Source organism: Umezawaea endophytica, from assembly GCF_025061645.1.
Classification (GTDB): domain Bacteria; phylum Actinomycetota; class Actinomycetes; order Mycobacteriales; family Pseudonocardiaceae; genus Umezawaea; species Umezawaea endophytica.
The window spans coordinates 21,762-48,667 of the sequence record NZ_JANYMP010000021.1 but is presented as its reverse complement, the minus strand read 5'-3'; the positions used below and the strand labels follow the sequence as shown (position 1 = coordinate 48,667).

Sequence of the window (26,906 nt, the reverse complement as noted above, 5' to 3'; positions counted from 1 at the left end):
CCTTCCGATCAGAAGCCGAGGTAGGCGTGGCGGAGCTGGTCGTCGGCGAGCAGCGTGGCCGCGTCGTCGGAGGCCACCACCTCGCCGAGCCCCAGCACGAATCCGTAGTCCGAGATGGACAGTGCGCTGCGCGCGTTCTGCTCGACCAGCAGCACGGTCAGCCCGGTGTCGGCGCGCAGGTCGCGCAGCACCGCCATGATCTTCGCGGCGACCAGCGGCGCCAGGCCGAGCGACGGCTCGTCCAGCAGCAGCATCCGCGGTCTGCCCATCAGGCCGCGGCCGATGGCCAGCATCTGCCGCTCGCCGCCGGACAACGTGCCCGCGGCCTTGCTCCGCCGGGGTGCCAGCGGCGGGAACAGCTCCAGCACCTCGTCCAGCGCCCTGGCCCGGTCCGCGCGGTCCGGCCGCCACAGCGCGCCCAGCCGGAGGTTCTCCTCCACGGTCAGCTCGGGGATCACGCCGCCGCCCTCGGGCACGTGCGCCACCCCGGAGCGGGCGATCCTGTCAGTGGGCATCGCGGTGATGTCCTCGCCGAAGGCGGTGACCCGCCCTCCGCTCGCCCGCACCAGTCCGCTGATCACCCGCAGCAGCGTCGTCTTGCCCGCGCCGTTGGCGCCGAGGATGGCGGTGATGCTGCCCTCCTCGACCTTCAGGTTCACCTCCGACAGCGCCCGCACCGGCCCGTAGTGGGCGCTCAGGCCCTCGATCTCAAGCACTCGGCAGCTCCTCGGGTGCGGTGCCGAGGTACGCGTCGGCGACGGCGGGGTCGACGCGCACCTCGTCGGGGCTGCCCGACGCGATGACCTCGCCGAAGTCGAGCACCACGACCTCGTCGCACACGCGCATCACCAGGTCCATGTGGTGCTCCACCAGCACGACGGCGGTCTTCTCGGTCAACGCCCGGATCCGGTCGGCCAGCTCGTCCATCTCGCCGGTCGACAGCCCGCTCGCGGGTTCGTCGAGCAGCAGCAGCTCCGGCTCGGACACCAGCGCGCGGGCCAGCGCGACCCGCTTGCGCACGCCGTAGGGGAGCGCTCCCGGGTGCAACTGGGCCACGTGGGCGACGTCGAGTTCGGTCAGCACGGCCATGGACCGGTCGCGCAGCTCGCGCTCGTCCCGCGCCGACTTGCCGGTGCCCAGCAGCGACGCCAGCGAGCCCGTGCGCGCCAGCCTGCCCGCCCCGGTCATCACGTTCTCCAGCACGGTGAGTCCGCCGAACAGCCCAAGTCCCTGTAGTGTGCGGGCGATCCCGAGACCGGCGAGCTGGTCGGGCCGGTGCTTGCGCAGCGGCCGCCCCTTCCAGCTCAGGTCGCCGGTCTCCGGTCGGATGAAGCCGCACACGACGTTGAACAGCGTCGTCTTGCCCGCCCCGTTGGGCCCGATGACGCCGACCACGGTTCGCGGTCGGATGGTCAGTGAGACCTCGCTCAGCGCCACCAGCCCGCCGAACCGGACCGTGACACCGCCTACGTGCAGCAACTTCTCGTGGGAAGTGATCGACATTGGTCTCGTTTCCACGAACGGTGATGATTCGCAGCAGTCTGTGCTGATCACTCGTGCGCGGCATCGGTGGAATCACCAGTCGTGGAGTCTCAAAACTAACGTTGGTAGGTAAATTCGGCCGTAGGCCTTCCCCATTTCGTCACACCCGCGCGACACTGTCCGGTATGGCTTCCGAGGTCGTTTTGCGCGGTCGGCAACAGGAGCGCGCGGCCGTCCGGGACCTGCTCGACACCACGCGCGCGGGCCGCGGATCCGCGCTGGTCGTGACGGGTGGGCCCGGTTCCGGCAAGACCGCGCTGCTGGAGTTGGCGCGCACGGCGGACTTCCGCGTGCTGACCGCGCACGGCGTGCCCGACGAAACCGACCTCGAACCGGCCGGTCTGCACCGCCTGCTGCACCCGTTGAGCGATCGGCTCCCCGAAGCGCTGAAGATCACGATTGGGCTCGCCCCCGGCGTCGCGCGGCGGAGCTTCCCCCTCAACGCCGAGGTCCACCGGCTGCTGTGCGACGTGGCCACCCAGCGCCCGCTGCTCGTGCTCGTCGACGACGCCGGCCTGCTCGACCGCCCGTCGCTGGAGGCGCTGGCGTTCGTGGCCCGCCGCGTCGCCGACCACCGCGTCGCCGTGCTGTTCGCGCTGGAACCCCACCGCGGCGACAACCCCCTCACCGGCCTGCCCGTCCTGCCCCTGCGACCGCTCGACGACCCCGCCGCGATGGCCCTGCTCGCCGACCACAACCCGCTGGGGGTGTCGGAGGACTTCGCCGAGGGCGTGCTGGACCTGGCGGGCGGCAACCCGCTCGCGCTGACCGAACTCGCGCGCACGGGTGAACTGGCGCCGGACAGCGTGCTGCGGGCCCGACTCCGGTCCCGCTTCCAGGCCCTGTCGCCGGACGCGCGACGGCTCGTGCTGCTCGCCGTGGCCGACGAGGACCTGGAGCTGGACACCGTCGTGCGCGCCGAACTGGAACTGGACGCTTTGGAGGAGGCCCGCGACAGCGGCCTGCTCGTGGTGCGCGGCGAGCACGTCGGCGTGTCGACCACCCTGACCCGGACCGTGCTGGCCACCGAGGTGCCGATCAGCGAGCACCGCGGGGCCCACGAACTGCTCGCGGGCGTCCTGGACCCGGACCAGCACCGGTCGCGCTGGCTGTGGCACCAGGCCGCGATGACGCGCCGCGTGGACGACGGCCACGCGGCCGAACTCGGCGCGGCGGCCGAGCGGGCCAGGCGCGCGGGCGACTACGCCGCGTCCTCCCAGGCCTACCAGCGCGCCGCCGCGCTCACCCGGTTACCTGAGGCGAAGGCCGCCCACCTGATCTCCGCCGCGGCCGACCACTGGTCGGTCGGCAGGCCGCGCCAGGCGCGGGCGATGCTCCGCGAAGCCCGCGCGCACACCCGCAGCCGCGAACTGCGCGGCATGGCGGACTACGTCCGCGGCGGCGTCGAACTCGGCGACGGCGTGCCCGGCACGGCCGTCCGCAGCCTGCTGAAGGCGTCCGACGGCCTGCTGGAGTCCAACCGCACGCTCGCTATCACCGCGCTGGTGTTCGCCGCCGAGGCGGGCAGCATCGCGGGTGACCAGGCCGACCACGCCAGGACCGTCGCCCGTGCCACGAGCCTGCGCCGCCCGGACGAGCCGCCCGTGACCCAGTTGATGCTCGACCACCTCGAAGGCATGGCCGCCACGTTCGCGGGCCGCCACCAGGTCGCGATGCCCGCGCTGGACCGGGCCATGCGGCTCGCGGCCGGGCTGTCCGACCCGCGGTCCAAGATCTGGGGCAGCCAGGCCGCCTACGTGCTCGGCCACGCCACCCGGTCGCTGGAACTGGCCACCCAGGCCGTGGCCTCGGCGCGGGACAGCGGCATGGTCGCGCTCGTGCCGTGGGCGCTGGTCTACCGCTCGCTGGCGGCGCTCCTGCTGGACCAGCACTCCATCGCGCTGGACAGCTCGCTGGAGGGCGTCCGCGAGGCGACCTCGATGGGGCAGCCCAACACCGTGGTCGACCACCTGACGATCCTCGCGCTCATGGCGGCGTTGCAGGGCAACAAGGCCACCGCCGTGCACCGCCTGCACCTGGCCGCCGCGGACGTGGCCCGACGCGGCCTCGGCAGGCCGAGCACGTTCAGCTCGTGGGCGCTGGCGTGCGTGGACCTGGTCGACGACCGGCCCGTCGACGCGCTCAACCGGCTGCGGCTGCTCGCCGTCGGCACCGGCCGCGTCCACCCCGGCATCAAGGTCATGACCGCGCCCCACTTCGTCGAGGCCGCCGTGGCGTGCGGCCAGCAGGCCAAGGCCACCAACGTGCTGCGCCAGTACGAGGGCTGGGCGGTCAGCACCGGCTGCCCGGCCAGGCTCGCGCTGTCCCACCGCTCCCGCGCACTGCTGGCGGGCTCCGACCCCGTGGCCGACGAGCACTTCCGCGAAGCCATCCGCCTGCACCGCGCGGGCGGCACCCCCATGGAACTGGCCAAGACCGAACTGTTCTACGGCCACCGCCTCCGCCGCGGCAGGCAGCCGAAAGCCGCGAGGGAACACCTGCGCGACGCGCTGAAGATCTTCCAGCAGTACGACTCCGAGCACTTCGTCAACCGCGTCCGCGCCGAACTCCGCGCCTCCGGCGACACCATCGTCCCCACCCGCACCGCCCCGAGCACCGCGCTGACCCCGCAGCAGTCCCAGATCGCCAAGCTCGTCGCCGAGGGCGCGACCAACCGCGAGATCGCCGCCCAGTTGTTCATCAGCCACCGCACCGTCGAACACCACCTCCGCAACATCTTCGCCCGCCTGGAAGTCCGCTCCCGCGTGGAACTGACCCGCCTGCTCGGCTAGCGGGCGCGGCGCCCCGGTTCCGACGTCGTGGGACGATGCGGGGATGGATCTCCTGGCCGACGCCCTGCGGGTCTCGGGTGCGCGGGGCTCGCTCGGGGTGCGGCTCGAAGCGGGCGGCGCGTGGGGGGTGTGGCTGAGCACGTTCCCCGGAGCCGCGTTGCACGCCGTGTCCGAGGGGACGGTGTGGCTCGACGTCCCCGGTGAGCCGCCGCGGAGGCTGGACGCGGGGGACGTCGTGCTGCTGCCCCCTGGCACGGAGCACGGGCTGTCGAGCCTGCCGGGCGTCCGGATGGGGCCTTGCGACCGGGAAGCCGCGATCGAGGCCCAGACGAGGGGCGACGTCCTGCGCCTGGGGACGCCGGAGGTGGACACCCGGTTGCTGACCCTGCACTACGAACAGGACCCCGAGGTGAGCACGCTGGTGCTCGCGGCGCTCACCGTGCCGATGCACCTGCCCGCGCGGGAGAACTCGTCGCTGGACGGGGTGATCCGGTTGCTGACCGAGGAGTTGGCCCATCCCCGGATCGGGAGCACCGCGACCGTCAACAGCGTCATCGACCTGCTGCTGGTGCGGTTCGTGCGCGCGTGGCTGGACAGCCATCCCGCCGAGCGGTCGGGCTCGTGGCTGGGCGCGGTGCTCGACCCGGTCGTGCGCGACGCCCTGTCGCGCATCCACGAGGAACCCGAGCGGCCGTGGACGACCGCGACCCTGGCCGAGGCGATCCGCGTGTCGCGGGCGACGCTGTCGCGCCGCTTCCCGGCCGCGCTGGGGCAGACACCCGGCGCGTACCTGACCCGGTGGCGGATGGACCTCGCCGCGCTCCGGCTCCGCGACACCGACGAGCCCATCGACGTGATGGCGGGCGCGGTGGGGTACGCGACGCCGCAGGCGTTCAGCCGGGCGTTCCGCCGGGCCCGCGGGCTCGCCCCCGGCGAGTACCGCCGCACCGTCCGCGCGCGATAGCCCCGCGAGGCAGACGGCCACACAACTGATCGTCCCGGACCTGGTCGGCCGCGGTGCCGTGCCGAAAGCTCGTCGTCACGTGCCACCCCGCTGACGAGGAGATCACCATGCGCGCACTGGTCGTCGAACACGGCGATGACGGTCCGGTCCGGTTCGCCGATGTCGAAGAACCCCGTCCCGCCGCGGACGAGGTGCTGGTGGACGTCCGGCACATCGGCCTGAACCTCGGCGAGCTCAAGTACGCCGACCAGTGGCCCGCGGGGGTGATCCACGGGCACGACGCGGCCGGTGTCGTGGTCCGGGCCGCGGCCGACGGCTCCGGACCGGCCGAGGGGGCGCGGGTCGTGCTGGGGATGGCGCCGTACGCGTGGGCCGAGCGGGTCGCGGTCAGCCCCGCCTGGCTCGCCGTGGTCCCCGACGCCGTCGCGCTGGACGACGCCGCCGCGCTCGGCGTCGCGGGGATCACCGCCCTGCGCGTCCTGCGGACCCGGTCGCTGCTGGCCCGCCGGGTGCTGATCACCGGTGCCAGCGGGGGAGTGGGGCACTTCGCGGTCCAGTTGGCCTCGATCGCCGGTGCCCACGTGACGGCCGCCGTCGGTGGTCCCGACCGGGCGGCGGGGTTGCGCGAACTCGGCGCCGGTGAGGTGGTGACGGATCTGTCCACAGTGGACGACCGGTTCGACCTCGTGCTCGACACGATCGGCGGGGCGCACCTCGCCCGGATGTGGGCCCTGCTGGCCGAGGGCGGGGCGATCCACCTCGTGGGCTCGGCCTCGGGGGAGAGCACCACGTTCGAGGCGGGATCGCTGTTCGCGTTCGGCGCCCCGAAGACGATCAACACCTTCGGGGACGTGACCTCCCCGGTCTCGGGAGAACTGGCGGACCTGCTGGGACTGGTCGCCGCCGGGAGGTTGTCGGCGCAGGTCGGGTTGCGCGGCGCGTGGCGGGACGTCGACGACGCCGTCCGAGCCCTGTTCGCCCGCGAGGTCCACGGCAAGGTCGTCCTCGACGTGTCCTGACGGCGGCTGAACCCGCTGGACGCCGCGCCGACCCGTTCCCTACGGTGCGGCGATGATCAGCTACGAATGGCGCGGCCGGTTCGACAACACCGCCGTCAACGCGTTGCACGCGGAGGGTTTCGACCACCGGGTCCTCGACGACGACTGGTGGGCGCAGGTCAACCGGCACAGCCTCGGATGGGTGTGTGCGAACCGGGGGAGCGAGCTGGTCGGGTTCGTCAACGTGGCCTGGGACGGCGCGATCCACGCGTTCATCCTCGACACGCTGGTCACCGCTTCCGTGCGACGGCAAGGCGTTGGGGCCGCACTCGTCGCCACGGCCGTCGAACACGCCCGCGCCGCCGGGTGCGAGTGGCTCCACGTCGACTTCGACGACCACCTCACGCCGTTCTACCTCGACACCTGCGGGTTCACCCCGACGAGGGCGGGGCTCATCGCCCTGTGAGCTAGCGGCCCGCCCCGATGGCGGCCGCGAACTCGTCGAGCTGCCGCTGGAGACCGGGCAGGTCGGCCGAGGCCACGCAGCCGGTGAAGACCTCGACGTGCAGGCCGGACACCAGGGGGATGTCGACCGCGACGTCGGACGTCCGGCGGTCGAGCGTGAAGAGGTACTGGTCGGGGTCCATCCCGATGTCCTGCCTGATGCGCGCCTCGATGGCGTCCGCGGTGGCGGGCGGCACGTCCCTGCCGACGACCTTGAGGTGCAGGTCGACGACGTCCGGCGAAGGCCCGAGCAGCAGGTCGTTGTTCCGGGCGCAGGGCCAGGAGTAGTACTCGGCCCGCACTCCGGGCAGCGGCTCGTACCCGGTCAGGTGCGAGGTCGCCGAGCGCAGCGCGGACGAGGTCGCCGCCACCGGGACGGGCTCGTCCACCGTCGACCGGTCGAGCAGTTGGAGGCCGGACCAGCCCGCGAAGAACCCCCACAGCAGCAGGCCCGCGCAGAGCAGCCCGCCGCCGACGGACATGCGGGGCGAGAAGTCCCGCGCCGGGCTGTTCCCGTCCAGGCCGTACCGCGGCTCCAGGTCCGGCCGCGCGGCCCGCACGGCCTGCACCAGTTCGTCGTGCCCGGAGGCACGCCGCCACCGCAGCCGCGCACGGCCGTTCTCGGTGGCGAACTCGACGACCTCCCGGTTGTACGACGAGGCGCTGGTGAACGCGACGATCAGCCCGACCACGAGCGAGGTCGGCAGCCAGAACGCCAACCAGAACGGCTTCGCCGACACGTCACCCAGCCGGATCTCGGTGATCGCCTCGAACCGGATCCGCTGCCGCAGCAGCACGATCCCGCCCGACTCGATGTCCGCGTACCGCGGCCACTGCCGCCCCAACCAGAACGCGATGGCCGCCACCACCAGGTCGGCGAACGTCATGAACCAGAAGAACGTCCGCTCCGGCGTGACGAGGATCCCGAACCCGTGCCACACCGCCAGCACCGCCGCGACCCCGGCCACGCCCCAGACCAGTGGTGCGGCCGTGGACAACCGGACCCGCCGTGTTTGGCTCATGCCGGTACGACGTGGCCGCCCGCGCTCCCGTTCCGGCGGGCGCGGTCAAGGTCTTCGCCCCGCCCGCACACCAGGAGGACCCGCATGCCGCAGACCGTTCGAGACGCGCTGGCCGCTCTCGCCGCCCTGCTCGCGCCCGGCGAACCGGACGTCGCGGAGCGGGTGACGAGCGCGCACGACGACCCCGACGCCTACCTGCTGGCGCACGCCGACCGGCTCGACGAGCGCGGCATCGACGAACCGATCCCCACCCTGGCGTGGATCGCCCTCGTGGACGCCCTCGCCGACCACGACCTGCTCGCCGAGGTCGACTGGAAGGAGGAGGCGGAGGAGGTCATCGCCCAGCTCAGGGCGCTGCGGTCGAACCCGACCAACGCGGGGGCCTGGGTCTGGCTGGACGAGGCCGACGTCCACGTCGCGACGCACGAGTTCCTCGACCTGGCGGGCACCGGACTCGGTGAGGGCGGCACGACCCTGGCCGTCCTGGACATCGAGTCGGACTGCTACCCGCTTGTGCTGGTGCCGAACAGCCGCCGCGCCGACCTGGTCGACCTGGCCACCGCGGCGGGGTTCACGGCGGGCGTCTTCGGCGCCCTGGACGGGTGATCCTCGACAAGCGTCCCGCCGTCGTCCATGCTCGTGACCTCCCTCCCAGCACGTCCTCGATGATCGACACACCCGTCGAGCCGTGGAATCGTCGCGGGGGAAGCCGAACGAAGCACGGAGGGCCAGGTGGAAGAGTCCGCCCAGTGGCACGGCGAAGAGGTCGTGCTGAAGCTGATCGCGCTCGCCAGTCGCACCAGCACCGTCTGCTTCCTGGCCGCGGTCTGGTCGATCATCGCGCCGCTCGCGTTCGACCGATCGGTCCTCAGCGAGAACCTGGCCGGGTTCTGGGTGGTGGTGTCGATCGGCGGCGCGGTGCTGGTGCTGTCCATGGTGCGCGCGATGGCGCCGCTCGACGCCCCGTGGCTCAGCGTCGTCACGGCGGTCCTGGGCGTCGCGTCCATCGTCGAGACCCTGCGCAGCTACAGCCTCGCCGACGGCCTCCCGATCGCGCTCAGCGGTGTCGTCGTCGGGTCGGCGATCATCGCCGCCGCGGCCACCAGCGCCGCCGCTTCCTACCGCGCGCTGAAGATAACGGCCGGGTAACGTTCTTCCGTCTCGATGAGCCGACCGCAGGCCGCACCCGTAGATCCACGCGTTGGCGCCCAACGGCATCCGGCCGGAGGAGGACGAGCGTGGTGGCCCTTCGAGTGGTTCGAGCGACGGTGCTCACCGGCTTCCTGGCCGTCGCCTTCTTACTGCTGGTCGTCGTGGGCAGCGCGAGCGCGACCGACGACGTCGCCGTGTCGCCCGCGTACTCCACGTCGCCCGCCGGGATCACGCTCGTCGGGAACGTCACCGTGGTCGCCGCGCAGACGGACGTCAGCACGCCCCCGGCGCAGAACACCGGCGCGGTCGTGCAGAAGACGGGTCCCGCGGCCGCCGCCACCGCGCGCACCATCGACATCATCGTCGTGGCGTCGCTGGCCGCGCTCGCCCTGTGGGTGTGGGTCCGCAACGCGTCCACCCGCAAGGGCCACTAGTCCGCGTCGATCCCCGCCGAGTGGGCGAGCAGCGCGAGGCGAACCCTGTTGTCCAGCCCCGTTTTCGTCAGCAGCGACCCGACGTGCGTCTTGACCGTCGTCACACCGAGGTGCAGCCGTTCGGCGATGTCGGCGTTGCTCAACCCGTGTGACAGCAGCACGAGCACGTCCCGTTCGCGCGGGGTCAACGGCGGCAGCACGTCCTCACCCGCGGGGGCGGGGCGGTGCCGTTCGGTCGCCCGGCCGACGACCCGCCGCAGCACGGCGGGGCTGAACGGCGGCTCGCCCGCCGCCGCCCGGCGGACCGCCGCGAGCAGGTCCTCGGGCGCGGAATCCTTGAGCAGGAACCCGAAAGCGCCGACGGACAGCGCCCCGTAGAGGTTCTCGTCGTCGTCGAACGTCGTGACCACCACGACCCTGGTGTGCCGGTGCCGTTCGAGGATGCGCGCGGTCGCCGTGACACCGTCCATCCCCGGCATCCGCAGGTCCATCAGGACCACGTCGGGACGGTGCTCCTCGACCGCGCGCACCGCCTCGTGGCCGTTGGCGGCCTCGGCCACGGTCTCCACGTCCGGCGCGGAGTCGCAGAGGATCCGCAACCCGGCCCGCACCAGGTGCTGGTCGTCGACCAGCACGACCCGGATCACCGGTGGACCGCCGAGCCCGCACGGGGGAACCGCGCGGCCACGCGCCACCCGGTCGGCGTCGGACCCGCGCTGAACGTGCCGCCGAGCACGGTGACCCGCTCGGCCATACCGATCAGTCCGTGCCCCGACGGCCCGTCGACCCGGCGGACCGGGGCGCCGTCGTTGAACACACCGATCTCGACGTGGTCGGCCGTCCCGCGCACGTCGACCTCGACGGTGGAACCGGGACGCGCGTGGCGCATCACGTTGGTCAGCGACTCCTGCACGATCCGCAGCACGGCCAGCCGCCGCACCGAGTCCAGACCGCCACCCCGCTCGGAGATGGCGTCGGTGACGTCGAACCCCGCCTGCTCACACCGTTCCACCGCCTGCCGCAACGCCGGGTCCAGGCCGTCCGGGCTGAGCAGCGCCACGTCCGACGCACCGGGAGCGCGCAGCACGGACACGAGTTCGCGCAGGTCCCTGAGCGCGTCGGTGCCCGACTCGTGCACGTCGTCCAGCGCCGCGCGGAAAGCCTCGGGATCGGGCGGGACGTGCCGGGCCACACCGACGCGCAGCACGATGCTGGACACGTGGTGCGCCACCAGGTCGTGCAGCTCACGGGCGATGGACGTGCGCTCGGCCTCCCGCGCCGCGCGGACCTCGGCGTCCCGGAGGCGCACCGCGTCCAGACCGTCCCGGCGGTAGCGCTGGGCCAGTTCCCGCAACGACCGCAGGTGCCGCCCGGCCAACACCGGGCCACCGACCATGATGAGCACCCGCAACACCGTGGGCACCGGCTCGGCGTCGGGCTGCGAGGCCAGGTAGAACGCCCCCACGCCGCAGGCCATCGCGGTCCCGCACGCCAAGTAGGGCAGCCACGGCCGTCGCACCGCGAGTTCCCCCAACGCCGCCCCGGCCAGTAGCTGGGTGATCCCGATGCTCGGCGGAACCGCGACCACCGACACCAGCAGCAGACCCGACTGGGCGAGGCTCACGGCCAGCGGCCACCGCCCGCCGGGGACGACCAGCGCGCCGCCCACCAACGCCACCACCCAGACCCCCGGCGTCAGCACCCCCCGCGGCTCGAACAGGAAGAGCAGCGCGACCAGCGCCACCACCAGCGGACCGAACCGGATCGCCCACCGCGCCGCCGTGGGCCACGTCGTGTCCTCCGTCGTCACGACGACCGAGCCTAGGCACTTCGACCGGGCCCCGCTTCCTCCTTCGGGAGGAGGCGCTTCCTCCCGAAGGCCGGCGGATCGGCACCTTCGAACGGTCCGCGACCCCGGCCGGCTCACCACCATGGTCGCCACCACCCCTCGACCTTGGAGTTACCGTGATCTGGTTCCACTCGCCGTCCAGGGCGATCCTGGCCGTCAGGCTGCTGCTGTCAGCCGTGTTCCTGTTCTACGGCAGCGTGAAACTCCTGGGAGGCCAGTACCACTACGGCGACTGGACCATCTCGAAGTCCACAGCGGACGGCACGTCGCTGGTGTGGGCCTTCTACGGGTACTCCCCGTTCTACGGGCGGGTGACGGGGCTCTTCGAGTTCCTCCCGGCGGTCATGCTCCTGTTCCGCCGCACCACCTTCCTCGGCGCGGCGGCCCTCTTCGCGGTGAGCCTCAACATCACCCTGATGGACTTCGCCTTCCATTACCCGTTCGTCAAGTACCTGGCCGCCACCTACACCGTCCTGTGCGCGGTCCTCGTCCTGCACGACAAGCCCAAGCTGACCGCCGCACTCCACGACCCGGCCGCCGACGCGTGACGCACCAGGGCTCAGCGGCACTCCTGGGCCACCAGCAGCCGCACCTGCGCGTCCACCCACGTCCGAGCGCTCACCTCCTCCCCGAACGCCGTCACCGCGGCCGCGGACCCGTGCAACCCCACCCGCCGCAGCCCCGCCGCCGCCTCACCGAGCCGCGCCCGCACCCCCGGCGCGAGGTGCCGCAGCCCCCGGTGCGCGGCATCCGCGCACACCGCCAACGCCGCGTCCACCGCCGCCCCGATCAGGTCCGACCCCGACTCGCGGTACCCCGGCACCACACCGACACCCCGCACCGGGGCCAGGTCGAGCACCACCACCCCCGACCCCGTCAGCACCGCGAGCGGATCGATCACGACCACACCCCCGACCCGCCGCAACGACCCGCTCACCATCACCGGATCGGACTCCAACGCGCCCGCCAACGCGTCCAACGCGCCAGGAGCCTCCCCCCGGTGCGTGGCCGAGATCCTCGCCGTCGCACCGAACTCGTCCGCGACCACCGCGTCCAACCGCTGCGCGCCGGGGGAGTACCCCACCGACCGCACCTCGCCGATCGCCACGACCCGCACCAGCTCGGCCTCGACCCGTGCCCGCACCAACCGGGGCGGCAGCCGTTCCAACGCCGCCGCCTCCGCGGCGAGCGACCGGACCAACACCGGCTCGGACAACCCCTCCCACGCCCGCCCCACCGGCGTGATCGACGTCTTGGACACCCGCCCCGCCGACACCTTCAACACCCGGCTGGCGCTGCGCGACGCCGACTCGGACACGATGTTCGACGCGGCCAGCGCCCCCAACGTGGTGCCCGCGACCCGCCGCGACACCAGGTCGTGCCCCGTCGGCGACTCGCCTTCGCCGATCGCCCACCGGTGCCGCAGCACCAGCGTGGTCGGGCCGCTCGCGAAGAACACCTCCGCCGTCCGGTCCTCGACCGTCCCGCGGATCCGACACCCCAGCGCCGTCACCCGCACCCGGTGCAGCGGCGTCTCGGCGGGCACGTCCGTGCCCAGCACCTGCGACCTCGCCCCGGTCGCCCGGTGCCGCGCGTGCAGCTCCGCGACCAGTTCGGCGAACCGCTCGGCCCGGTAGTGCGCCGACCGCTCCCGGTACGCCCGCAACTGCCCCACCAGGTCGTCCACCGCGGCCGCGGGCCAGTGCAGACCACGGTCACCCAGCTCGACCCGCGCCCGCCGCAACCCGGCGTCCAGCACCGGATCGGCGTGCGCCGCGCCGTCGAGCAGCACCCGGTCGGCCAGCTCCAGCACACCCGCCAGCCCCGCCCGGTCCGGCCCGGCGCTCCCGCCGACGTCGAACCGCACCACGTCCTCGACCAGCCCGCGCTCGTCGGCCTCGCGGAACGCCCACACCGCGTGCGCCACGAACTCGTCGCGCCGCGCGGCCGTCGCGTCCGCGTGCACGTACCCGAGTTCACCCGGTACGAGGAACCGCACGGTGCACGACGGCAGTTCGGCGCTCGCGGCCGGATCCGCCGCCGTCGGCCGCCGCAGCCGCACCGGGTACCCGGCGGCGTGCGACCGCCGAGCCGCCGCGAGCCCGCGCACGCCCAGCAGCCCGGACAGCGCCTCGTCGTCGATGGCGCCGGGGGACCACGCCGTGAACACCGGCGCGGCCTCGCCCGACCCCTCCCGCTGGTAGGCGAGCACCACCGCGATCCGATGCCTGCACACCCCCTGCGCGCCGCACGAGCAGGCCGCAGCCCCGAGCGCGACCCCGACGGGCAGCTCGACCTCGACCCCGTCGGGGAACCGGCCGCGCACCGTCCCACCGTCGACCTCGACGGTGGGACCCGCGCCCGCGTCGAGGTCCTTCGTCGCGCGCTTCAGCAGACCCCGGTTGGCCAGCGCCGCCAACGCGTCCGACGTCAGCGCGAGCAGGTCGTCCCGCATCAGCCGATCCTCTCCGCGACGAACTCGGCCAACCGGCCCGGCGTCATCGCCCCGACGTGCGCGCCCACGTTCGCCAGCCGCTGCGCGAGGTCCTTGTCGTAGTCGGGGTTCGCGTCCTCGTCGAGCGCCGCGAGCCCCAGCACCTCCGAGCCCTGCTCGACGAGCTTGCGCACGGTGCGCACCAACTGACCCGCGTCGCCGCCCTCGTAGAAGTCGGTGATCACCACGACGATCGCCCGCCGGGGGTTCTCCACCAGGCCCTCGGCGTAGGTCACCGCCTTGGAGATGTTCGTGCCACCACCGAGCTGCACCTTCATCAGCAGCTCCACCGGGTCCACCACGTCCGACGTCAGGTCGACCACCGACGTGTCGAACGCGATCAGGTGCGTCTTGAGCCCCGGCAGACCCCACAGGCACGAGGCCGACACGGCCGAGTGGATCACCGATCCCGCCATCGACCCCGACTGGTCCACCACCAGGATCAGTTGCCACCGCTCGATGTGCCGACGGGTGCGCGAGGAGAACATCGGCTTCTCGATGTACACCCGCCGCTCGGCCGGGTCGTAGTGCGCCAGGTTCGACCGGATCGTCCGCCGGAAGTCGAAGTTGCGGGCCTGCTTGAAGTTGCTCGGCCGCCGCGACCGAGTACCGCTCAGCGCCAGCTTGACCTCCTTGGCCAGCTTGCGCGTCAGCTCCGCGACCACGGCGTCCACGATCCGCCGCGCCATCGCCAGCACCTCGGGGTTCATCAGGTGCTTGGTGCGCAGCACCGCCCGCAGCAGCGCCGCGTTCGGCTCGACCCGTGCCAGCACCTCGGGATCGGTGACGATCTCGGTGATGTCGTAGCGCTCGACGGCGTCGCGCTCCAACCGCTCGATGGTCTCCTTCGGGAACAGCCGGTGCACCTCGTCCAGCCAGTCCACGGTCTTCAGCACCGACTCGCCCTGTCCGCCGCGCCGCACCCCGCGGTTCTCCCGATCCGCTTCACGGCCGTACAGCCACTCCAGCGCCGTGTCCCGGCCAGCCCCGGCGCCCTCCAGCCCACCGCAGTGCGGCTCGGCGGGTTCCCCGAGGATCAGCCGCCACCGCTCCAACTCCGTCACGCCAACCCCTCCCGAGCGAGCACCGCGTCGACCTTGGCCTCCAACGCCATCCCCGCCGCGACCACCGCCGGGTCCACGTCGGCCCGCAGCAGCGGCCCGACCGACCCGCGCACACCCCGCGCGATCATCACCCGCTCCGCGATCGTCTCCCGCTCCGACGGCGGGAAGTACGCAAACGCTTGCCGCAGAGCGGGAAGCGCGATCAGGAAGTCCTCTTCGGACAGTGCGTGCACGAGTTCGTCCAGCAGTTCGACCACGGCCTCCGCCGACAGCACCTCCTCGCGGGCCACCGCGAACAGCCCCGCCAGCCAGTCGCCGATCGTCCTCGGCCCGGACATACCCCGTACGGCCCGCTCCACGTCACCGCCGTCACCCAGCGACCAGCAGAACCCGAACGCGGCCCCGCGCAGGTCCGGCGGCCCCTGCGGGTCGGCGGCGACCCGCCGCAGCACCGCCACCGCCGCGTCCCGCCCGTTCTCCAGCACCGGCTCGGCGTGCAGCACCGCGTCCCGCGCCGCGGCCACCGCCAGCAGCCGCCGGGGATCAGCGGGACCCGCCCCACCGTGCAGCCCTTCCACCAGCCACAGCAGCCGCGTCACGGCCCCGTCGATCACCGCGGCCAGCACCGGACTGCCCGCCGTCCCGAACAGCCCGTCGTAGCGCCACAGCCCCACCACGGTCGCCAGCACCCGCCCGAGCGCCCCCACGTCCGCCACCCGCGCGACCCGACTCCGCAACGACGCCACCACGCTGCCGCTCACCGCCGTGATGCCGCACAGCGCCGCGTCGAACAACACCCCCGCCAACTCGTCGACCCCCGCGTCCGGCACCCGCTCCCGCAGCACCCCCGCCGCGGCCTCGTCCGGCGTCGCCCCGTACGCCGCCGCCTCGATCAGCGCGGGCAGCCTCCTGTCGGACGGCGTCAGCAGCCACCGCTCGGTGTACACCGGATCACCCCCGCCGCTGGGCCCGGACAACCGGTGGAACCCGACGACCTCCAACACCCGCAACCGGTGCAACACCCGACTGCGTCGCAACCCCAGCGAGTCGGTCAGGTCGACCCGAACCTCACCCGAGCCGTCCAGATCCAGGGCGAACAGCTCCGCCCTCACCGCCTCCACCAGCGGGGGAGACGGCGTCTCCGGGTGCAGCCGCCCCACCCGTTCACCGCTGAGCGCCGCCACCATCTCCACCACCGCCGGATGCGCGCCCGCCCGCAGCGGCCCGCGCACCGTCCACGGCGTCGGCTGCGACAGGTCCTCCGACACCAGCGCGCCGACCAGCCCGTCCAACACATCAGTCCGCGACGGATGACCGTGCCCACGCAACCGCGCCAACCCCTCCGCGAGCGTCCGCGCCGCGATCAGATCTGCCGTCGACACCGCCTGCTTCCGCCGCCGCAACCGCCCCACCACCGACTCGACCAGCCCCGCCGCCGCACCGGCCACCCCGTCAGTCCACAGGCGCTGGTAGTACTCCGGCGACGGCATCCCCGACTGATACCCGGTGAACGCGTCCAACCGCCGAAACGAGTAAGGCACCAAATAACTGGCCCCCACCGCCTCCACAGGCGGCTCCGGCACCGCAGGCCACCCCGCCCCCACCCATTCCCGCCCCGCCGACGCCCCCGCCCACCCCTGCTCCACCGGCGGTGACGTTCCTGCCCATTCCTGCCCAGACCGCGGTGGTGTTTCCGCCCACCCCTGCCCAACTGGCGGCGACGCCTCTGCCCGTTCCTGCCCAGGCTGCGGTGGTGTTTCCGTCCGTTCCTGCCCCAGCGGCAGTGGTGCCTCCGCCAACTCCTGTCCCGCCGCTGCCGCCGCTCCTGTCCAATCCTGACCCGCCCGCGCCGCCGTCCCTGCCCACTCCCACCCCGCCGCAGGCCCGGCGGTCATCGCCCGCAGCGCGGGCGTGTGGAACCCACCCGTCACCACGACCACCGGCCGATCACCCGCGTCCGCCTGCGCCGCCCTGATCCACGCCGCCATGTACGCCTCGCGCTCCACGTCGGCGTGCTCGGTGGAAGCCTCCCCGCGCAGCACGTCGAAGTACGCCGTCAACCGCTCCGCCAACCCGTCAGCGGGCTCCACCTCGAACAGGTGGTCCCACAGCACGTCGACGTTGTCGACCGCGAACTCCCGGCACAGCCTGTCCGTCACCTCCGTGTAGCGCGCCTCGGCGTCGGCGTACCGGTTGCCCCGCCCCGCGAACGCCGGGTGCCACGCGGGCAGGTCGATGAACCGCACCTCGGCCCCGCTCGCCCGTCCCGCGGTCAGCGCGACCCACTCGGGGGAGTAGTCGCAGAACGGCGTCCACGACGCGTGCGACCGCTCCCCGTCGCGGTAGTACGTGTAGACCGCGACCGGCAGCTCGTGACCGAGCAGCAGCTCGTCGAGCCTGCCGTTCATGTCGACCGGCCCCTCCACCAGCACGTACGCCGGCCGCAACTCCTCGATGGTCGCCGCCACCAGCCCCGCGCACGCCGGGCTGTGGTGCCGAACCCCGATGAACGTCGTCGCCATCAGCCGGGCAGCAGGTGACGAGCCCGGTGCAGCGCCTGCCACTGCTCACCGCGCCGCTTCGACGCCTGCTGCTCCAGGTACCGCCGCAGCCGGGCCAGGTCGTCCGCGTTGTCCTTCGCCGCCGTCCCCGCCAGGCACTCCACCAGATCCGCCGGGGTGCCCGCCTCGCCCCGCAGGAACCACCCCCGCAGCCCGACGGCGTGCGCGACCGACACCGCTTCCGCCGTGCTCATCACCGTCGTCAGCCGGTCCATCGGTTGTCCCGACGACGTCACCCCGTCGCGCAGCTCGCGGAACGTCGTCACCAGCACCTCCAGCACGTCCCGCCGCGGCTGCACCCCGACCCCCGAGCGCTCCAGCAGCGTCCGCGCCTCCTGCTCCACCAGGTCCAGCTCGGTGGCGAGGTCGGCGATCGGGAACACCGTCTCGAAGTTGAACCGCCGCTTGAGCGCCGCGCTCATCTCGTTGACCCCGCGGTCCCGCGTGTTCGCCGTCGCGATGACGGTGAACCCGTCGTTGGCGAACACCATCCCGTCCGGCCCGGTCAGCTCCGGGATCGCCACCACCCGCTCGGACAGCAGCGACAGCAGGCTGTCCTGCACCTCCAGCGGGCACCGGGTGATCTCCTCGAACCGCACGACCTTCCCCTCGGCCATGCCCCGCAGCATCGGCGCGGGCACCAGCGACCGCGGCGACGGCCCCTCCGCGACCAGCAGCGCGTAGTTCCACGAGTACTTGATCTGGTCCTCGGTCGTCGCCGCGCCGCCCTGGATCGTCAGCGTCGACTCCCCGCACACCGCCGCCGCGATCAGCTCCGACAGCAGCGACTTCGCCGTCCCCGGCTCACCCACCAGCATCAGCCCGCGACTGGTCGCCAACGTCACCAGCGCCCGGTCGATCAGCGACGGGTCGCCGACGAACTTGCGCGTGATACCCGCCCGCTCGTCGCCGATGATGAACCGCCGCGCCCCCTGCAAGCTCAGCGCCCACCCCGGAGGCCGGTGCGCGGTGTCGGACTCGCGCAGCCGCGCCAACTCGTCGGCGAACCGGATCTCGGCCGGTGGCCGCTGGACCTTCGTGTTGTCGGACAACGGATTCCTCAGTTCGTCAGGGACGTCAGTTCGGTCAGGACCTCGGACGCGGTGATCGGGTCGAGCTCACCGAACGTCCGCGCCCCGTCACGCCGCCACTCGCTGCCGCGGTCGTTAAACCAGACCCCGGACAGCGTCTGGTTCTCGAACAGGGTGACAACACCGACCGGGATGCCGGGATCCAGGTTCACCACGATCGACCCGCCGCCGGGCACCGGCCGGGTGATCCAGCACTCCACGCCCGCGTCCTGCGGCTCACCCCGCCGCCAGCCCTTGTTCGTCAGCCCCAGCACCTTGCCGACCGGGACCGTGACGTTCTGGAACCGCTTCAGCTCCGACGCCGACCGCTCGTCCTCGGCCAGCGCGTGCACCGGTCTGCCCAACTGCGGGAACGGTTGCAGGATCTCGTAGTCCGCGAACACCCCGGCCCAGTCGGCCACCGAATCCGCCAGGTCCAACGGGTGCGCGATCCCCACGACCGCGTCCTCCTGCAGCTCCACCGCGTCGTCGTTCACGTCGGCGATCGTGCGGTCCTCGGCCAACCTGAACGCCTGCCCGCCCTCGGTGATCCACACCAGCCGCCGCACGACGTGCCACAGCAGCGGGTGCTCGGCGAACAGCGACCGGAACTCCGAGGCGGGCCACCGCCGCCGCGCCACCATCGCCGCCTCGAACCGGCGGATCTGGTCCGCCGCGACCGTCCGCACGTCCTTCTTCAACACCGCGAACCGCTTGTGCTCCGCTGTCGCCAACTCCTGGTCGTCCTTCGCGCCGGGCTTGGGCAGCGCGGCCCGACGTTTGCCGTCGCCGTCCACCACGTACGGCTTGAGCTGCTCGTCGAAGCCCACCACGAACTGCCGCGGCCCGTAGTCGACCACCAGCGTCGCCGCGTCGTCCAACCCGAAGTCCGGCACCAGCCGGTCCGCCAACTGCTCACCGGTCAACCCGAGCCCGGCCGCGACCTCGTCGATCTTCTCCCGCGCCCGCGCCTTCAACCCGCCGAACTGGGCCTTCTGCGCGATCCCGTTCAGGTGCAGCAACGCCACGTCGCTGCCGATCGCCGCCAGCACGTCGAGCCCGACCACCGCCTTCGAGTGCCCGCCCTCACCCGGCCACACCCGGATCACCGGAGCCAGCGCCCGCACCGTCTCGTCGTCGCCGAACAGCCCCTGCGCGGGCAGCACCCACCCGTCCTTCGGCGGCGTCCCGTTCGCCCGCCACGCCTCGAACGCCGCCCACACGAACCGCGCCAGCGACTCCGGGTCGCACAACTCCCGCACCACCTCGACACCCGCGTACACGTCATCCGGTTTGGACATCGCCAGCATCGTCACCACGTGCCCCGCCGCCGCGACGGGCAACGCGTGCTCCCTGTCCCGCAACAGGATCCGGGGGAGCAGCACCGGATCAGCCCAGTCGCCGACCACGGGCATCTTCGCCGGGAGGTGGTCCAGCGGATCCGTGGTGATGAGCGACTCCGCGGCCTCCTCCACCCGACCCCCGTGCTCCGCAGCCACCCGCCGCACCACGTCGGCGTGCCCGCGCGCCGCGACCAGCCGCAGCGCCGCCTCGGCCTCGCGCCGCGCCTTGCCCGGCTTCACCAGCGCCACGGGCAGCAACGCCCGAACCGCCGTCTCCGGGTGCCGCAGCAGCCACGCGACCGCGACGCCGTGCACGGACTTGAGCCGCCCCAACCAGCCCGCCATCAGCCGCGCCACCTCACCGTCCGCGAACGGCAGCAACAGTTCGGCGCCAGACGTCGGATCCGCCTTCGCGATCCGCACCGCGACCGGGAGCGCGTCGATCTCGAAGCGCGCCACGAACGGCCTCGCCCAGTCCATCGCCGACCACATCTCCGGCCGCCAGTCCACGAGGTGGCGCCGCAGCAACTCCTTCGGGGCTTTCAGGACCAGTGCGGGCTGCATGTGGTGGGGGATCTTGCCCGCCAGCAGCCGGGCGACCGCCACCGCCCACTCGGGGAACGTGGCGTCGGCCCAGTAGTAGCCGCCGAACGCCTCCGACCACTCCTGCCGCTCGCCCGGCTCCCACCGGATCTCCCGCACCGCGGCCGACTCCAACCCGTCGACGACGACCGGCTTGACCGCCGCGCGACCGACCGTCCACGGGGGAGCCACCAGCACCCGCGGCAGCAGTTCGTCGGGCGCGTCCGGCGCGGCCCCCTCCTCGGCGGCGGCGTCCTCGACCACCACCCGCAGCTCGTCGTCCAATTCCGCCACCGCCACGAGTTCGGGATTGGCCCGGACGTGCCCGACCAGCAACGACCTCGCCGCCGCTGACTCGCTCGCCGCCAACACCCGCAACGCCCGCGCCGGGTAGCGCTTGACCGCACCGACCACCGCGGACATGACGAACTTCTCGTCCAGCCGCGCCACCAGCAGGCCGAACGCCTCATCGGTCGGCGTCCACGCCAGCGCGTCGACCAGGAGCTTGCGCGCGTCGTCACCGGAATCCCCGTCGAGCAGCCGAGCCAAGACCGGCGCGATTCCGGCGCCGACAGCGCAGACCACCGTGGGCAGCACGTCGCTCTGCGGCAGCCAGTACCGGTACTCCTCCCGCGCGTACACCGCCTCCACCTGCTCGACCGTCCCCAGGGAACCGAGGAACAACCGGTGCTCCTCCACCAGCCTGGCACCCGGCAACACCTCGGCGACCAGTTCGTCGACCCAGTCCTGCCGCGTCGAGGCAAGGTAGGCGGCGATCGTCCGGGTGAGCACGGTGTCGCGCCGCGCCGACAACACCTCGACCGCGGCCAGGTAATCGGCCTCGTCGGCACCGGCCAGCAGCACCCGGAGCCGCTCCACGACCTGGCGGTTGGCGTAGGGCCAGGTCTGGTGGTCGTCGGTGCGCCGGCCCACCGCCGCCGTCGCCTTGCCGGGAGCACCAGCCCAGAAGACGCTGATCCGCCCGAGGTCGCTGACCGCCTGCGCGGCGAACGCGAACCCGTGCTGGACGACCCACACGTCCGCGAGCGTCGCGACGTCCTCCCTGCCGTAGTACCGCGATGCCTCGCTGGTCAGCGTCGCCCCCACGACAGCCGCTCCCAGCGGCGTCCCCCGACCGTCCAGGTAGGCCTTGGCCGCCTCGACCAACTCCGGCTCCGAGCCGCGGTTGACCAGCGCCGCCGCCAACTGCGCGGGCAGCCGCTCCACCTTGGACCGCAGGTACGCCTCGGCGTCCCGAGAGGACTTGGCCGCCCGCCGCCCACCCTGCCCACGCCCAGGCCGTGCCACATTCCGCCACGACGGCGGCACCACGAACGTCGACTCATCCGGCCGCTCGACCACGGACTCGTCGACCCCAGCGGCCACTGGTCCACTCGCGACAGGGGCACCGACCTCCCCGTACCCCTTCTTCTCCTTCTCCGCCAAGAGCTTGTCCACGTGCGCCACCGCCAACGCCTCCGACGCGAAGTCCTTGACCTTGGTCTGCCCAGCCGAACCGAGCCGCCCGTACCGCACGGTCACCCCTGTGCCATCCCGCCCGACCTCCCAGAACTTCGCGGAGCCATCGGCAACGAGTTCCCACCTGCGCACGTCGTATCTCCCAGTTCGGCTCGACTGGGAGGAACGGTAGAGGCAGGGTCCGACAATTCCGCGCGCGACCCCTCTGACCAGGCAAGACCATCCGGAGGTAGGGCGAACCGCACCCCGGTCCGACGTGCTGGCCGCAGTGACCCGGACCCGCGCGACTGCGACCGTTGACCTCGCCGCCGCCGGAATGGAGCCCCCCTCATGATCACCACATCCCCGCCCGCCCGCGCCCTCGAACCCCGAGTCCACTGGCACCGACCGCTGATCGCGCTGTCGGCCGCCATGGTCGCCGTGGTCCTGGTCTCGGCCATCGGCCTCCTAGTCGACGACCGCCTGATCAACGGCAGCCCGGCGTGGTCGAAGCCGCTCAAGTTCGGCATCTCGTTCGCCCTCTTCGGCGCCACCCTCGCCTGGATGCTCACCCTGTCCAGACGGGCCAGACGCACCGGCTGGTGGGCGGGCACCGTGGTCGCCGTCATCTCGATCGCCGAGATGGCGCTGGTCCTCACGCAGGTAGTCCGCGGCAAAACCAGCCACTTCAACACCGAGACCGAGTTCGACGACACCCTCTTCAACCTGATGGGCCAGATGATCCTGATCCTCTGGATCGCCACCTTCGTCGTGTCGGTCGTCGTTTCCCTGCAACGCCAACAGGAACCGGCCACCACGTGGGCCATCAGGTTCGGCCTCGGCCTGTCACTGATCGGCATGCTCCTGGCGTTCTTCATGACCGACGCCACCCCCGAGCAACGGGCCGAGCTGAACGCCAACCGCCCCGTCACGGCCATCGGCGCGCACAGCGTAGGCGTCCCCGACGGCGGCCCGTCCATGCCCGTCACCGGCTGGTCCACCACCGGCGGCGACCTGCGCATCCCACACTTCGTCGGCATCCACGCCCTACAAGCCCTACCCCTGCTCAGCCTCCTCCTGGTCGCACTCGCCGCCAAACACCCACTCCTGGCCAAGGCCAGCACCCGCCTGCACCTAACGCTGATCGCCACCGCCGGCTACACCGCCACCATCGCCCTGCTGACATGGCAGGCCCTACGCGGCCAAGCACTCCTCCACCCCGACACCACCACCCTCACCGCGGCGGGCACGCTGATCGCCGTGCTGGCCATCGCGACCACCGCCGTCCTCAGCCGGTCAGCGAGGTCAGGTCGGCCAGCACCTCCGACGTGCTGACCGAATCGAGGCCCTTCTTCTCTTTCTCCGCCACGAGCTTGTCGACGTGCGCCAGCGTCTCGGACCCGAAGCCCTTGACCTTGGTCTGCCCCACCAACCTCAGCCGCCCATAGCGCACGGTCACACCCGCACCGTCCCGCTCGCCTCCCAGAACTTCGCGGAACCATCGGCAACGAGTTCCCTGGTCAAGGCCTCACCTGCGCTGCGGCGGCAGGCGCCGGAATCGTGTGACGTCCATCAGCGGCGAGTGATCATGGGGTCGCTTGATCACCTCGGGTTGGGCATTTTGACCATTCATGGGAAATTTCACCAGCGACCTCGCCTGACGCAGATCGGCACAGAGGTGGCGCGATCCACCACCCCCGCGGCCCGCGATGGCGAATACCGTGAGACCGCCACCGACACCAGGAGGGCAGACGTGGACAGGTTCGCGCTCGACCCAACCGCGGGCGCCCTCCTGCACGACCTCGGCATATCCCTGCCGAACGTGCTCCGCCGAGCGGGCCTGCCCGCCGACCTGCTGACCCGCGGACCCATCACCCTCGAACCGGGGGAGTACTTCGCGCTCTGGGAGGCTGTGGAAGCCGAGGCCGACAGCCCGGACCTCGTCGTGCGCATCGGGCGCTCGCTGTCCCCAGAAGTGTTCAACCCACCCATGTTCGCCGCGCTGTGCAGCCGCGACCTCGACATCGCCGCCCGCAGGCTCGTGGGCTACAAGGCGCTCACCGGACCCCTGCGCCTGAACGTGACCACCGACCCGGAAGGCCTGACGCTGACCTGCCGTTGGCCCGACAAACCCACACCACCACCCGTCCTCGTGATCGCCGAACTCGTGTTCTGGGTGGCCCTGGCACGCATCGGCACCCGCCACGACGTCCGCCCGCTCCGTTTCGCCGTGCCCGACGTCCCCCAGGACACCAGACCGTTCCTCGACTACCTAGGCATCGACGTGGACAAGGCGCCGCTGCCCACGATCACGTTCGCGGCGGCCGACGTCCACCGCCCGTTCCTCACCGCCAACGACCTGATGTGGCTGTACTTCGAACCCGAACTCCGCAAACGGCTCTCCGAGGTCACCCGCGAAGCCTCGACCACCGAACGAGTCCGTGCCGCACTCCTGGAACTCCTCCCCGCCGGCCAGGGCACGGCGCAGGGCGTCGCTCGCTCGCTGGCCATCAGCACCCGCACACTGCAACGCAGGCTGCTGCACGAGCGCACCACGTTCCAAACCGTCCTCACCGACACCAGAACCACGCTGGCGCACCAATACCTGCGCAACGACGACCTCACCGTGGACCAGATCTCGTTCCTGCTCGGCTACGACGACCCCAAGTCGTTCTACCGGGCCTACCGCACCTGGACCGGCAGCACCCCGGCCCAAACCCGGCTGGCGCACATGGCCACCACGACGGCGCCCCACGCTACTGCCGCCGCGGATTTCCCTTCCTAGGGTGGAAACCAAGTCGAACCCCTCCACCCGAAACGAGCCACGATGTCCCAGACCGTCCTGATCACCGGCACCTCCTCGGGCATCGGCCGCGCAACGGCCCTGGCGTTCCACGCCCGCGCTGGAACGTCGTCGCCACCATGCGAAACCCCCACACCGAGCAGGAGTTGACCTCCCTGGACAACGTCCTCGTCACCCGCCTCGACGTCACCGACCAAACGTCGATCGACGACGCCGTCGCCTCCACCGTGGCCAAGTTCGGCGGCATCGACGTCCTGGTCAACAACGCGGGCTACGGCGCCTACGGCCCACTCGAAGCGTTCACGACGAGCCGCATCAGGAAACAGTTCGACACCAACGTGATCGGCCTGCTCGCCACCACCCAAGCGGTCCTACCGCACCTCCGTGCCAACCGCTCGGGCTCCGTCGTCAACATCAGCTCCATCGGCGGCCGGGTCGCGTTCCCCCTAGGCAGCCTCTACCACGGCACGAAGTTCGCCGTAGAAGGCATCTCGGAGTCCCTGCACTACGAACTCGCCCCGCTGGGCATCAAGGTCAAGATCGTCGAACCCGGCGCCATCGCCACCGACTTCACCGGCCGCTCACTCGACTTCGCCAACGACGAGTCCCTCACCGACTACCAACCCACCGTGCGGAAGGTCTACGCGGGCTTCGAGAAGGTCCTCACCACAGCAGCACCACCCGCCGCCGTGGCCGACGTCATCGTCACCGCCGTCACCGACGGAACCGACCAGCTCCGCTACACCGCCGGAGACGACGCCAAAGCCGCCCTCTCCTCCCGCGCCACCACCGACGACACGGTCATCGCGGGCGTCAAAGCCCAGTTCACCCTCTGACCGAGACCCGGCGCGCGGGCCGGAGCGCGACGTCCGCGCCCCGGCCCCCCGGCGTCAGGAGTTCCGCAGGAACCGCTCCAACACCCGCACTCCGAACTTCAACGCGTCCACCGGCACCCGCTCGTCCACCCCGTGGAACAACCCCGAGAAGTCCAGATCCGCGGGCAGCTTCAACGGCGCGAACCCGAAGTTGCGAATCCCCAACTGCTGGAACGACTTCGAGTCCGTACCACCCGACAACATGTACGGCAGCACCCGCGCACCGGGATCCTCAGCCGTGATCGACGCCGCCATCGCGTCCACCAGCGCCCCGTCGAACGTCGTCTCCACCGGCGGCAACCCGACCCACTCGCGCTCCACGTCCGGCCCGAGCAACTCCGCCAGCTCCCGGTCGAACGCCTCCTCCCGCCCAGGCAGGATCCGGCAGTCCACAGTGGCCTGCGCCACCGACGGGATCACGTTCGCCTTGTACCCGGCCGACAACATCGTCGGGTTCGCCGTGTCCCGCAACGTCGCCCCGATCATCCGCGACAACGCCCCGAGCTTCCCCACAGCCCCTTCGAGGTCCTCCTCGGGGAAGTCCCACCCGGTGATCTCCGTGACCCCGTCCAGGAACTCCCGCACCGACGGCCGGACCACCAGCGGGAACTGGTGGTTCCCCAGCTTCGTCACCGCCTCGGCCAACTTCGCCACCGCGTTGTCCCGATGGATCATCGACCCGTGCCCAGCGGTCCCGCGCACCCGCAACGTCAACCACCGAATCCCCTTCTCGGCGGTCTCCACGAGGTAGGCCCGAGCATCGTCCTTCAACGTGATCGAGAACCCACCAACCTCACTGATCGCCTCGGTGACCCCTTCGAACAGCTCCGGCCGGTTCTCCACCAGCCACTTCGCCCCGAAGAACCCACCGGCCTCCTCATCCGCCAGGAACGCGAACACGATGTCCCGCGGCGGCACGATCCCATCCCGCTTGAACCGCCGCGCCACCGCCAACGACATGGCAACCATGTCCTTCATGTCGACAGCCCCACGCCCCCACACGTACCCGTCCTGCACAGCCCCGGAGAACGGGTGCACAGACCACTCGGACGGGTCAGCAGGCACCACGTCCAGATGCCCGTGCACCAACAACGCCCCCCGTGACCGATCAGCACCGGCCAACCGGGCGACCACGTTCCCCCGCCCCTTCGCCCCGGACTCGACGTACGTGGTCTCGTACCCCACCTCAGCCAGCTTCTCAGCCACCCACTCAGCAGCAGCCCGCTCCCCAACCACAGTCGCGGGGTCCCCGGTGTTCGTCGTATCGATCCGAATCAACTCACTGGCCAACCCCACGACCTCGTCCTGCGCCAGCAGCAGCCCCGCACCATCTCCCAAGTTCTCCACGCAGCCTTCCTACCACTGCTTCCACCCCTTGAGAGCCCCGAAACACCCCCCG

23 protein-coding genes are annotated in these 26,906 nt (G+C 72.0%); 11 read left to right on the top strand and 12 right to left on the bottom strand.

Annotation, left to right across the window (positions count from 1 at the left end; genetic code table 11):
* Window positions 1–8: 8 nt before the first annotated feature.
* Both NZH93_RS34280 and NZH93_RS34275 read right to left on the bottom strand, forming a co-directional pair.
* On the bottom strand, window positions 9–716 hold the full coding sequence (locus tag NZH93_RS34280; protein WP_259627432.1) for an ABC transporter ATP-binding protein: 708 nt from the start codon (window positions 714–716) through the stop codon (window positions 9–11).
* Window positions 709–1,503 (bottom strand): ABC transporter ATP-binding protein, encoded by a 795-nt coding sequence (locus NZH93_RS34275; RefSeq protein WP_259627431.1) that lies wholly within the window; start codon window positions 1,501–1,503, stop codon window positions 709–711. Before NZH93_RS34275 ends, NZH93_RS34280 begins: the two co-directional genes overlap by 8 nt.
* A gap of 164 nt (window positions 1,504–1,667) precedes the next feature.
* Here NZH93_RS34275 and NZH93_RS34270 point away from each other — a divergent pair, with 164 nt between their 5' ends.
* The 4 genes from NZH93_RS34270 (at window position 1,668) to NZH93_RS34255 (ending at window position 6,762) form a co-directional block, all read left to right on the top strand.
* A complete protein-coding gene (locus NZH93_RS34270; RefSeq protein WP_259627430.1) occupies window positions 1,668–4,334 on the top strand; it encodes a helix-turn-helix transcriptional regulator in 2,667 nt (888 codons plus the stop codon).
* Window positions 4,335–4,377: 43 nt separating this feature from the next.
* Window positions 4,378–5,298: an AraC family transcriptional regulator gene (locus tag NZH93_RS34265; protein ID WP_259627429.1), complete on the top strand. Its 921-nt coding sequence runs from the start codon at window positions 4,378–4,380 to the stop codon at window positions 5,296–5,298.
* A 107-nt stretch (window positions 5,299–5,405) separates the two neighbouring features.
* The gene (locus NZH93_RS34260) at window positions 5,406–6,317 is read left to right on the top strand and encodes a zinc-binding dehydrogenase (RefSeq protein ID WP_259627428.1); all 912 of its coding nucleotides are present in this window, start codon (window positions 5,406–5,408) and stop codon (window positions 6,315–6,317) included.
* Between the two features lie 52 nt (window positions 6,318–6,369).
* A complete protein-coding gene (locus tag NZH93_RS34255; protein ID WP_259627427.1) occupies window positions 6,370–6,762 on the top strand; it encodes a GNAT family N-acetyltransferase in 393 nt (130 codons plus the stop codon).
* Between the two features lies 1 nt (window position 6,763).
* Here NZH93_RS34255 and NZH93_RS34250 read toward each other — a convergent pair whose 3' ends face one another.
* A complete protein-coding gene (locus NZH93_RS34250) occupies window positions 6,764–7,822 on the bottom strand; it encodes a hypothetical protein (protein WP_259627426.1) in 1,059 nt (352 codons plus the stop codon).
* Window positions 7,823–7,906: 84 nt separating this feature from the next.
* Here NZH93_RS34250 and NZH93_RS34245 point away from each other — a divergent pair, with 84 nt between their 5' ends.
* From NZH93_RS34245 to NZH93_RS34235, 3 genes are all read left to right on the top strand, one after another.
* Window positions 7,907–8,428 (top strand): DUF6630 family protein, encoded by a 522-nt coding sequence (locus NZH93_RS34245; protein WP_259627425.1) that lies wholly within the window; start codon window positions 7,907–7,909, stop codon window positions 8,426–8,428.
* Between the two features lie 126 nt (window positions 8,429–8,554).
* The gene (locus NZH93_RS34240; RefSeq protein WP_259627424.1) at window positions 8,555–8,971 is read left to right on the top strand and encodes a hypothetical protein; all 417 of its coding nucleotides are present in this window, start codon (window positions 8,555–8,557) and stop codon (window positions 8,969–8,971) included.
* Between the two features lie 89 nt (window positions 8,972–9,060).
* Window positions 9,061–9,408, top strand: a complete 348-nt coding sequence (locus tag NZH93_RS34235; RefSeq protein ID WP_259627423.1) for a hypothetical protein — start codon at window positions 9,061–9,063, stop codon at window positions 9,406–9,408.
* Here NZH93_RS34235 and NZH93_RS34230 read toward each other — a convergent pair.
* Window positions 9,405–10,055 (bottom strand): response regulator, encoded by a 651-nt coding sequence (locus NZH93_RS34230; RefSeq protein WP_259627422.1) that lies wholly within the window; start codon window positions 10,053–10,055, stop codon window positions 9,405–9,407. The genes NZH93_RS34235 and NZH93_RS34230 overlap by 4 nt on opposite strands.
* Window positions 10,052–11,218 (bottom strand): sensor histidine kinase, encoded by a 1,167-nt coding sequence (locus NZH93_RS50920; protein WP_259627421.1) that lies wholly within the window; start codon window positions 11,216–11,218, stop codon window positions 10,052–10,054. The genes NZH93_RS34230 and NZH93_RS50920 overlap by 4 nt, the downstream gene beginning before the upstream one ends.
* Before the next feature lie 155 nt (window positions 11,219–11,373).
* On the opposite strand from NZH93_RS50920, the gene NZH93_RS34220 reads away from it, so the two are divergent.
* A complete protein-coding gene (locus NZH93_RS34220; protein ID WP_259627420.1) occupies window positions 11,374–11,805 on the top strand; it encodes a hypothetical protein in 432 nt (143 codons plus the stop codon).
* A gap of 11 nt (window positions 11,806–11,816) precedes the next feature.
* Here NZH93_RS34220 and NZH93_RS34215 read toward each other — a convergent pair whose 3' ends face one another.
* Genes NZH93_RS34215 through NZH93_RS34195 form a run of 5 tightly spaced genes read right to left on the bottom strand, consistent with a single transcriptional unit; the run spans window position 11,817 to window position 21,982 of the window.
* On the bottom strand, window positions 11,817–13,712 hold the full coding sequence (locus tag NZH93_RS34215) for a YehQ family protein (RefSeq protein ID WP_259627419.1): 1,896 nt from the start codon (window positions 13,710–13,712) through the stop codon (window positions 11,817–11,819).
* Window positions 13,712–14,815: a VWA domain-containing protein gene (locus tag NZH93_RS34210; protein ID WP_259627418.1), complete on the bottom strand. Its 1,104-nt coding sequence runs from the start codon at window positions 14,813–14,815 to the stop codon at window positions 13,712–13,714. Before NZH93_RS34210 ends, NZH93_RS34215 begins: the two co-directional genes overlap by 1 nt.
* Window positions 14,812–17,337 carry a DUF5682 family protein gene (locus NZH93_RS34205; protein ID WP_259627417.1) on the bottom strand — a complete coding sequence of 842 codons (2,526 nt, stop codon included), beginning with the start codon at window positions 17,335–17,337 and terminating at the stop codon, window positions 14,812–14,814. The genes NZH93_RS34210 and NZH93_RS34205 overlap by 4 nt, the downstream gene beginning before the upstream one ends.
* Window positions 17,337–18,428, bottom strand: a complete 1,092-nt coding sequence (locus tag NZH93_RS50140; RefSeq protein ID WP_276024620.1) for an ATP-binding protein — start codon at window positions 18,426–18,428, stop codon at window positions 17,337–17,339. Before NZH93_RS50140 ends, NZH93_RS34205 begins: the two co-directional genes overlap by 1 nt.
* Window positions 18,429–18,436: 8 nt before the next feature.
* The gene (locus NZH93_RS34195; protein WP_259627416.1) at window positions 18,437–21,982 is read right to left on the bottom strand and encodes a DUF4132 domain-containing protein; all 3,546 of its coding nucleotides are present in this window, start codon (window positions 21,980–21,982) and stop codon (window positions 18,437–18,439) included.
* 198 nt (window positions 21,983–22,180) lie between these two features.
* Here NZH93_RS34195 and NZH93_RS34190 point away from each other — a divergent pair, with 198 nt between their 5' ends.
* Window positions 22,181–23,164, top strand: coding sequence for a hypothetical protein (locus NZH93_RS34190; RefSeq protein WP_259627415.1), 984 nt, complete (start codon window positions 22,181–22,183; stop codon window positions 23,162–23,164).
* Here the strand turns inward: NZH93_RS34190 and NZH93_RS34185 are convergent.
* A complete protein-coding gene (locus NZH93_RS34185) occupies window positions 23,118–23,315 on the bottom strand; it encodes a WGR domain-containing protein (protein WP_259627549.1) in 198 nt (65 codons plus the stop codon). The genes NZH93_RS34190 and NZH93_RS34185 overlap by 47 nt on opposite strands.
* A gap of 267 nt (window positions 23,316–23,582) precedes the next feature.
* Between NZH93_RS34185 and NZH93_RS34180 the strand changes: the two genes are divergently transcribed.
* Window positions 23,583–24,614: an AraC family transcriptional regulator gene (locus NZH93_RS34180; RefSeq protein ID WP_259627414.1), complete on the top strand. Its 1,032-nt coding sequence runs from the start codon at window positions 23,583–23,585 to the stop codon at window positions 24,612–24,614.
* Window positions 24,615–24,751: 137 nt separating this feature from the next.
* Window positions 24,752–25,468 carry an SDR family oxidoreductase gene (locus tag NZH93_RS34175; RefSeq protein WP_372506961.1) on the top strand — a complete coding sequence of 239 codons (717 nt, stop codon included), beginning with the start codon at window positions 24,752–24,754 and terminating at the stop codon, window positions 25,466–25,468.
* A 54-nt stretch (window positions 25,469–25,522) separates the two neighbouring features.
* Here the strand turns inward: NZH93_RS34175 and NZH93_RS34170 are convergent, their stop codons facing one another.
* A complete protein-coding gene (locus tag NZH93_RS34170) occupies window positions 25,523–26,845 on the bottom strand; it encodes a M20/M25/M40 family metallo-hydrolase (RefSeq protein WP_259627547.1) in 1,323 nt (440 codons plus the stop codon).
* Window positions 26,846–26,906 lie beyond the last annotated feature (61 nt).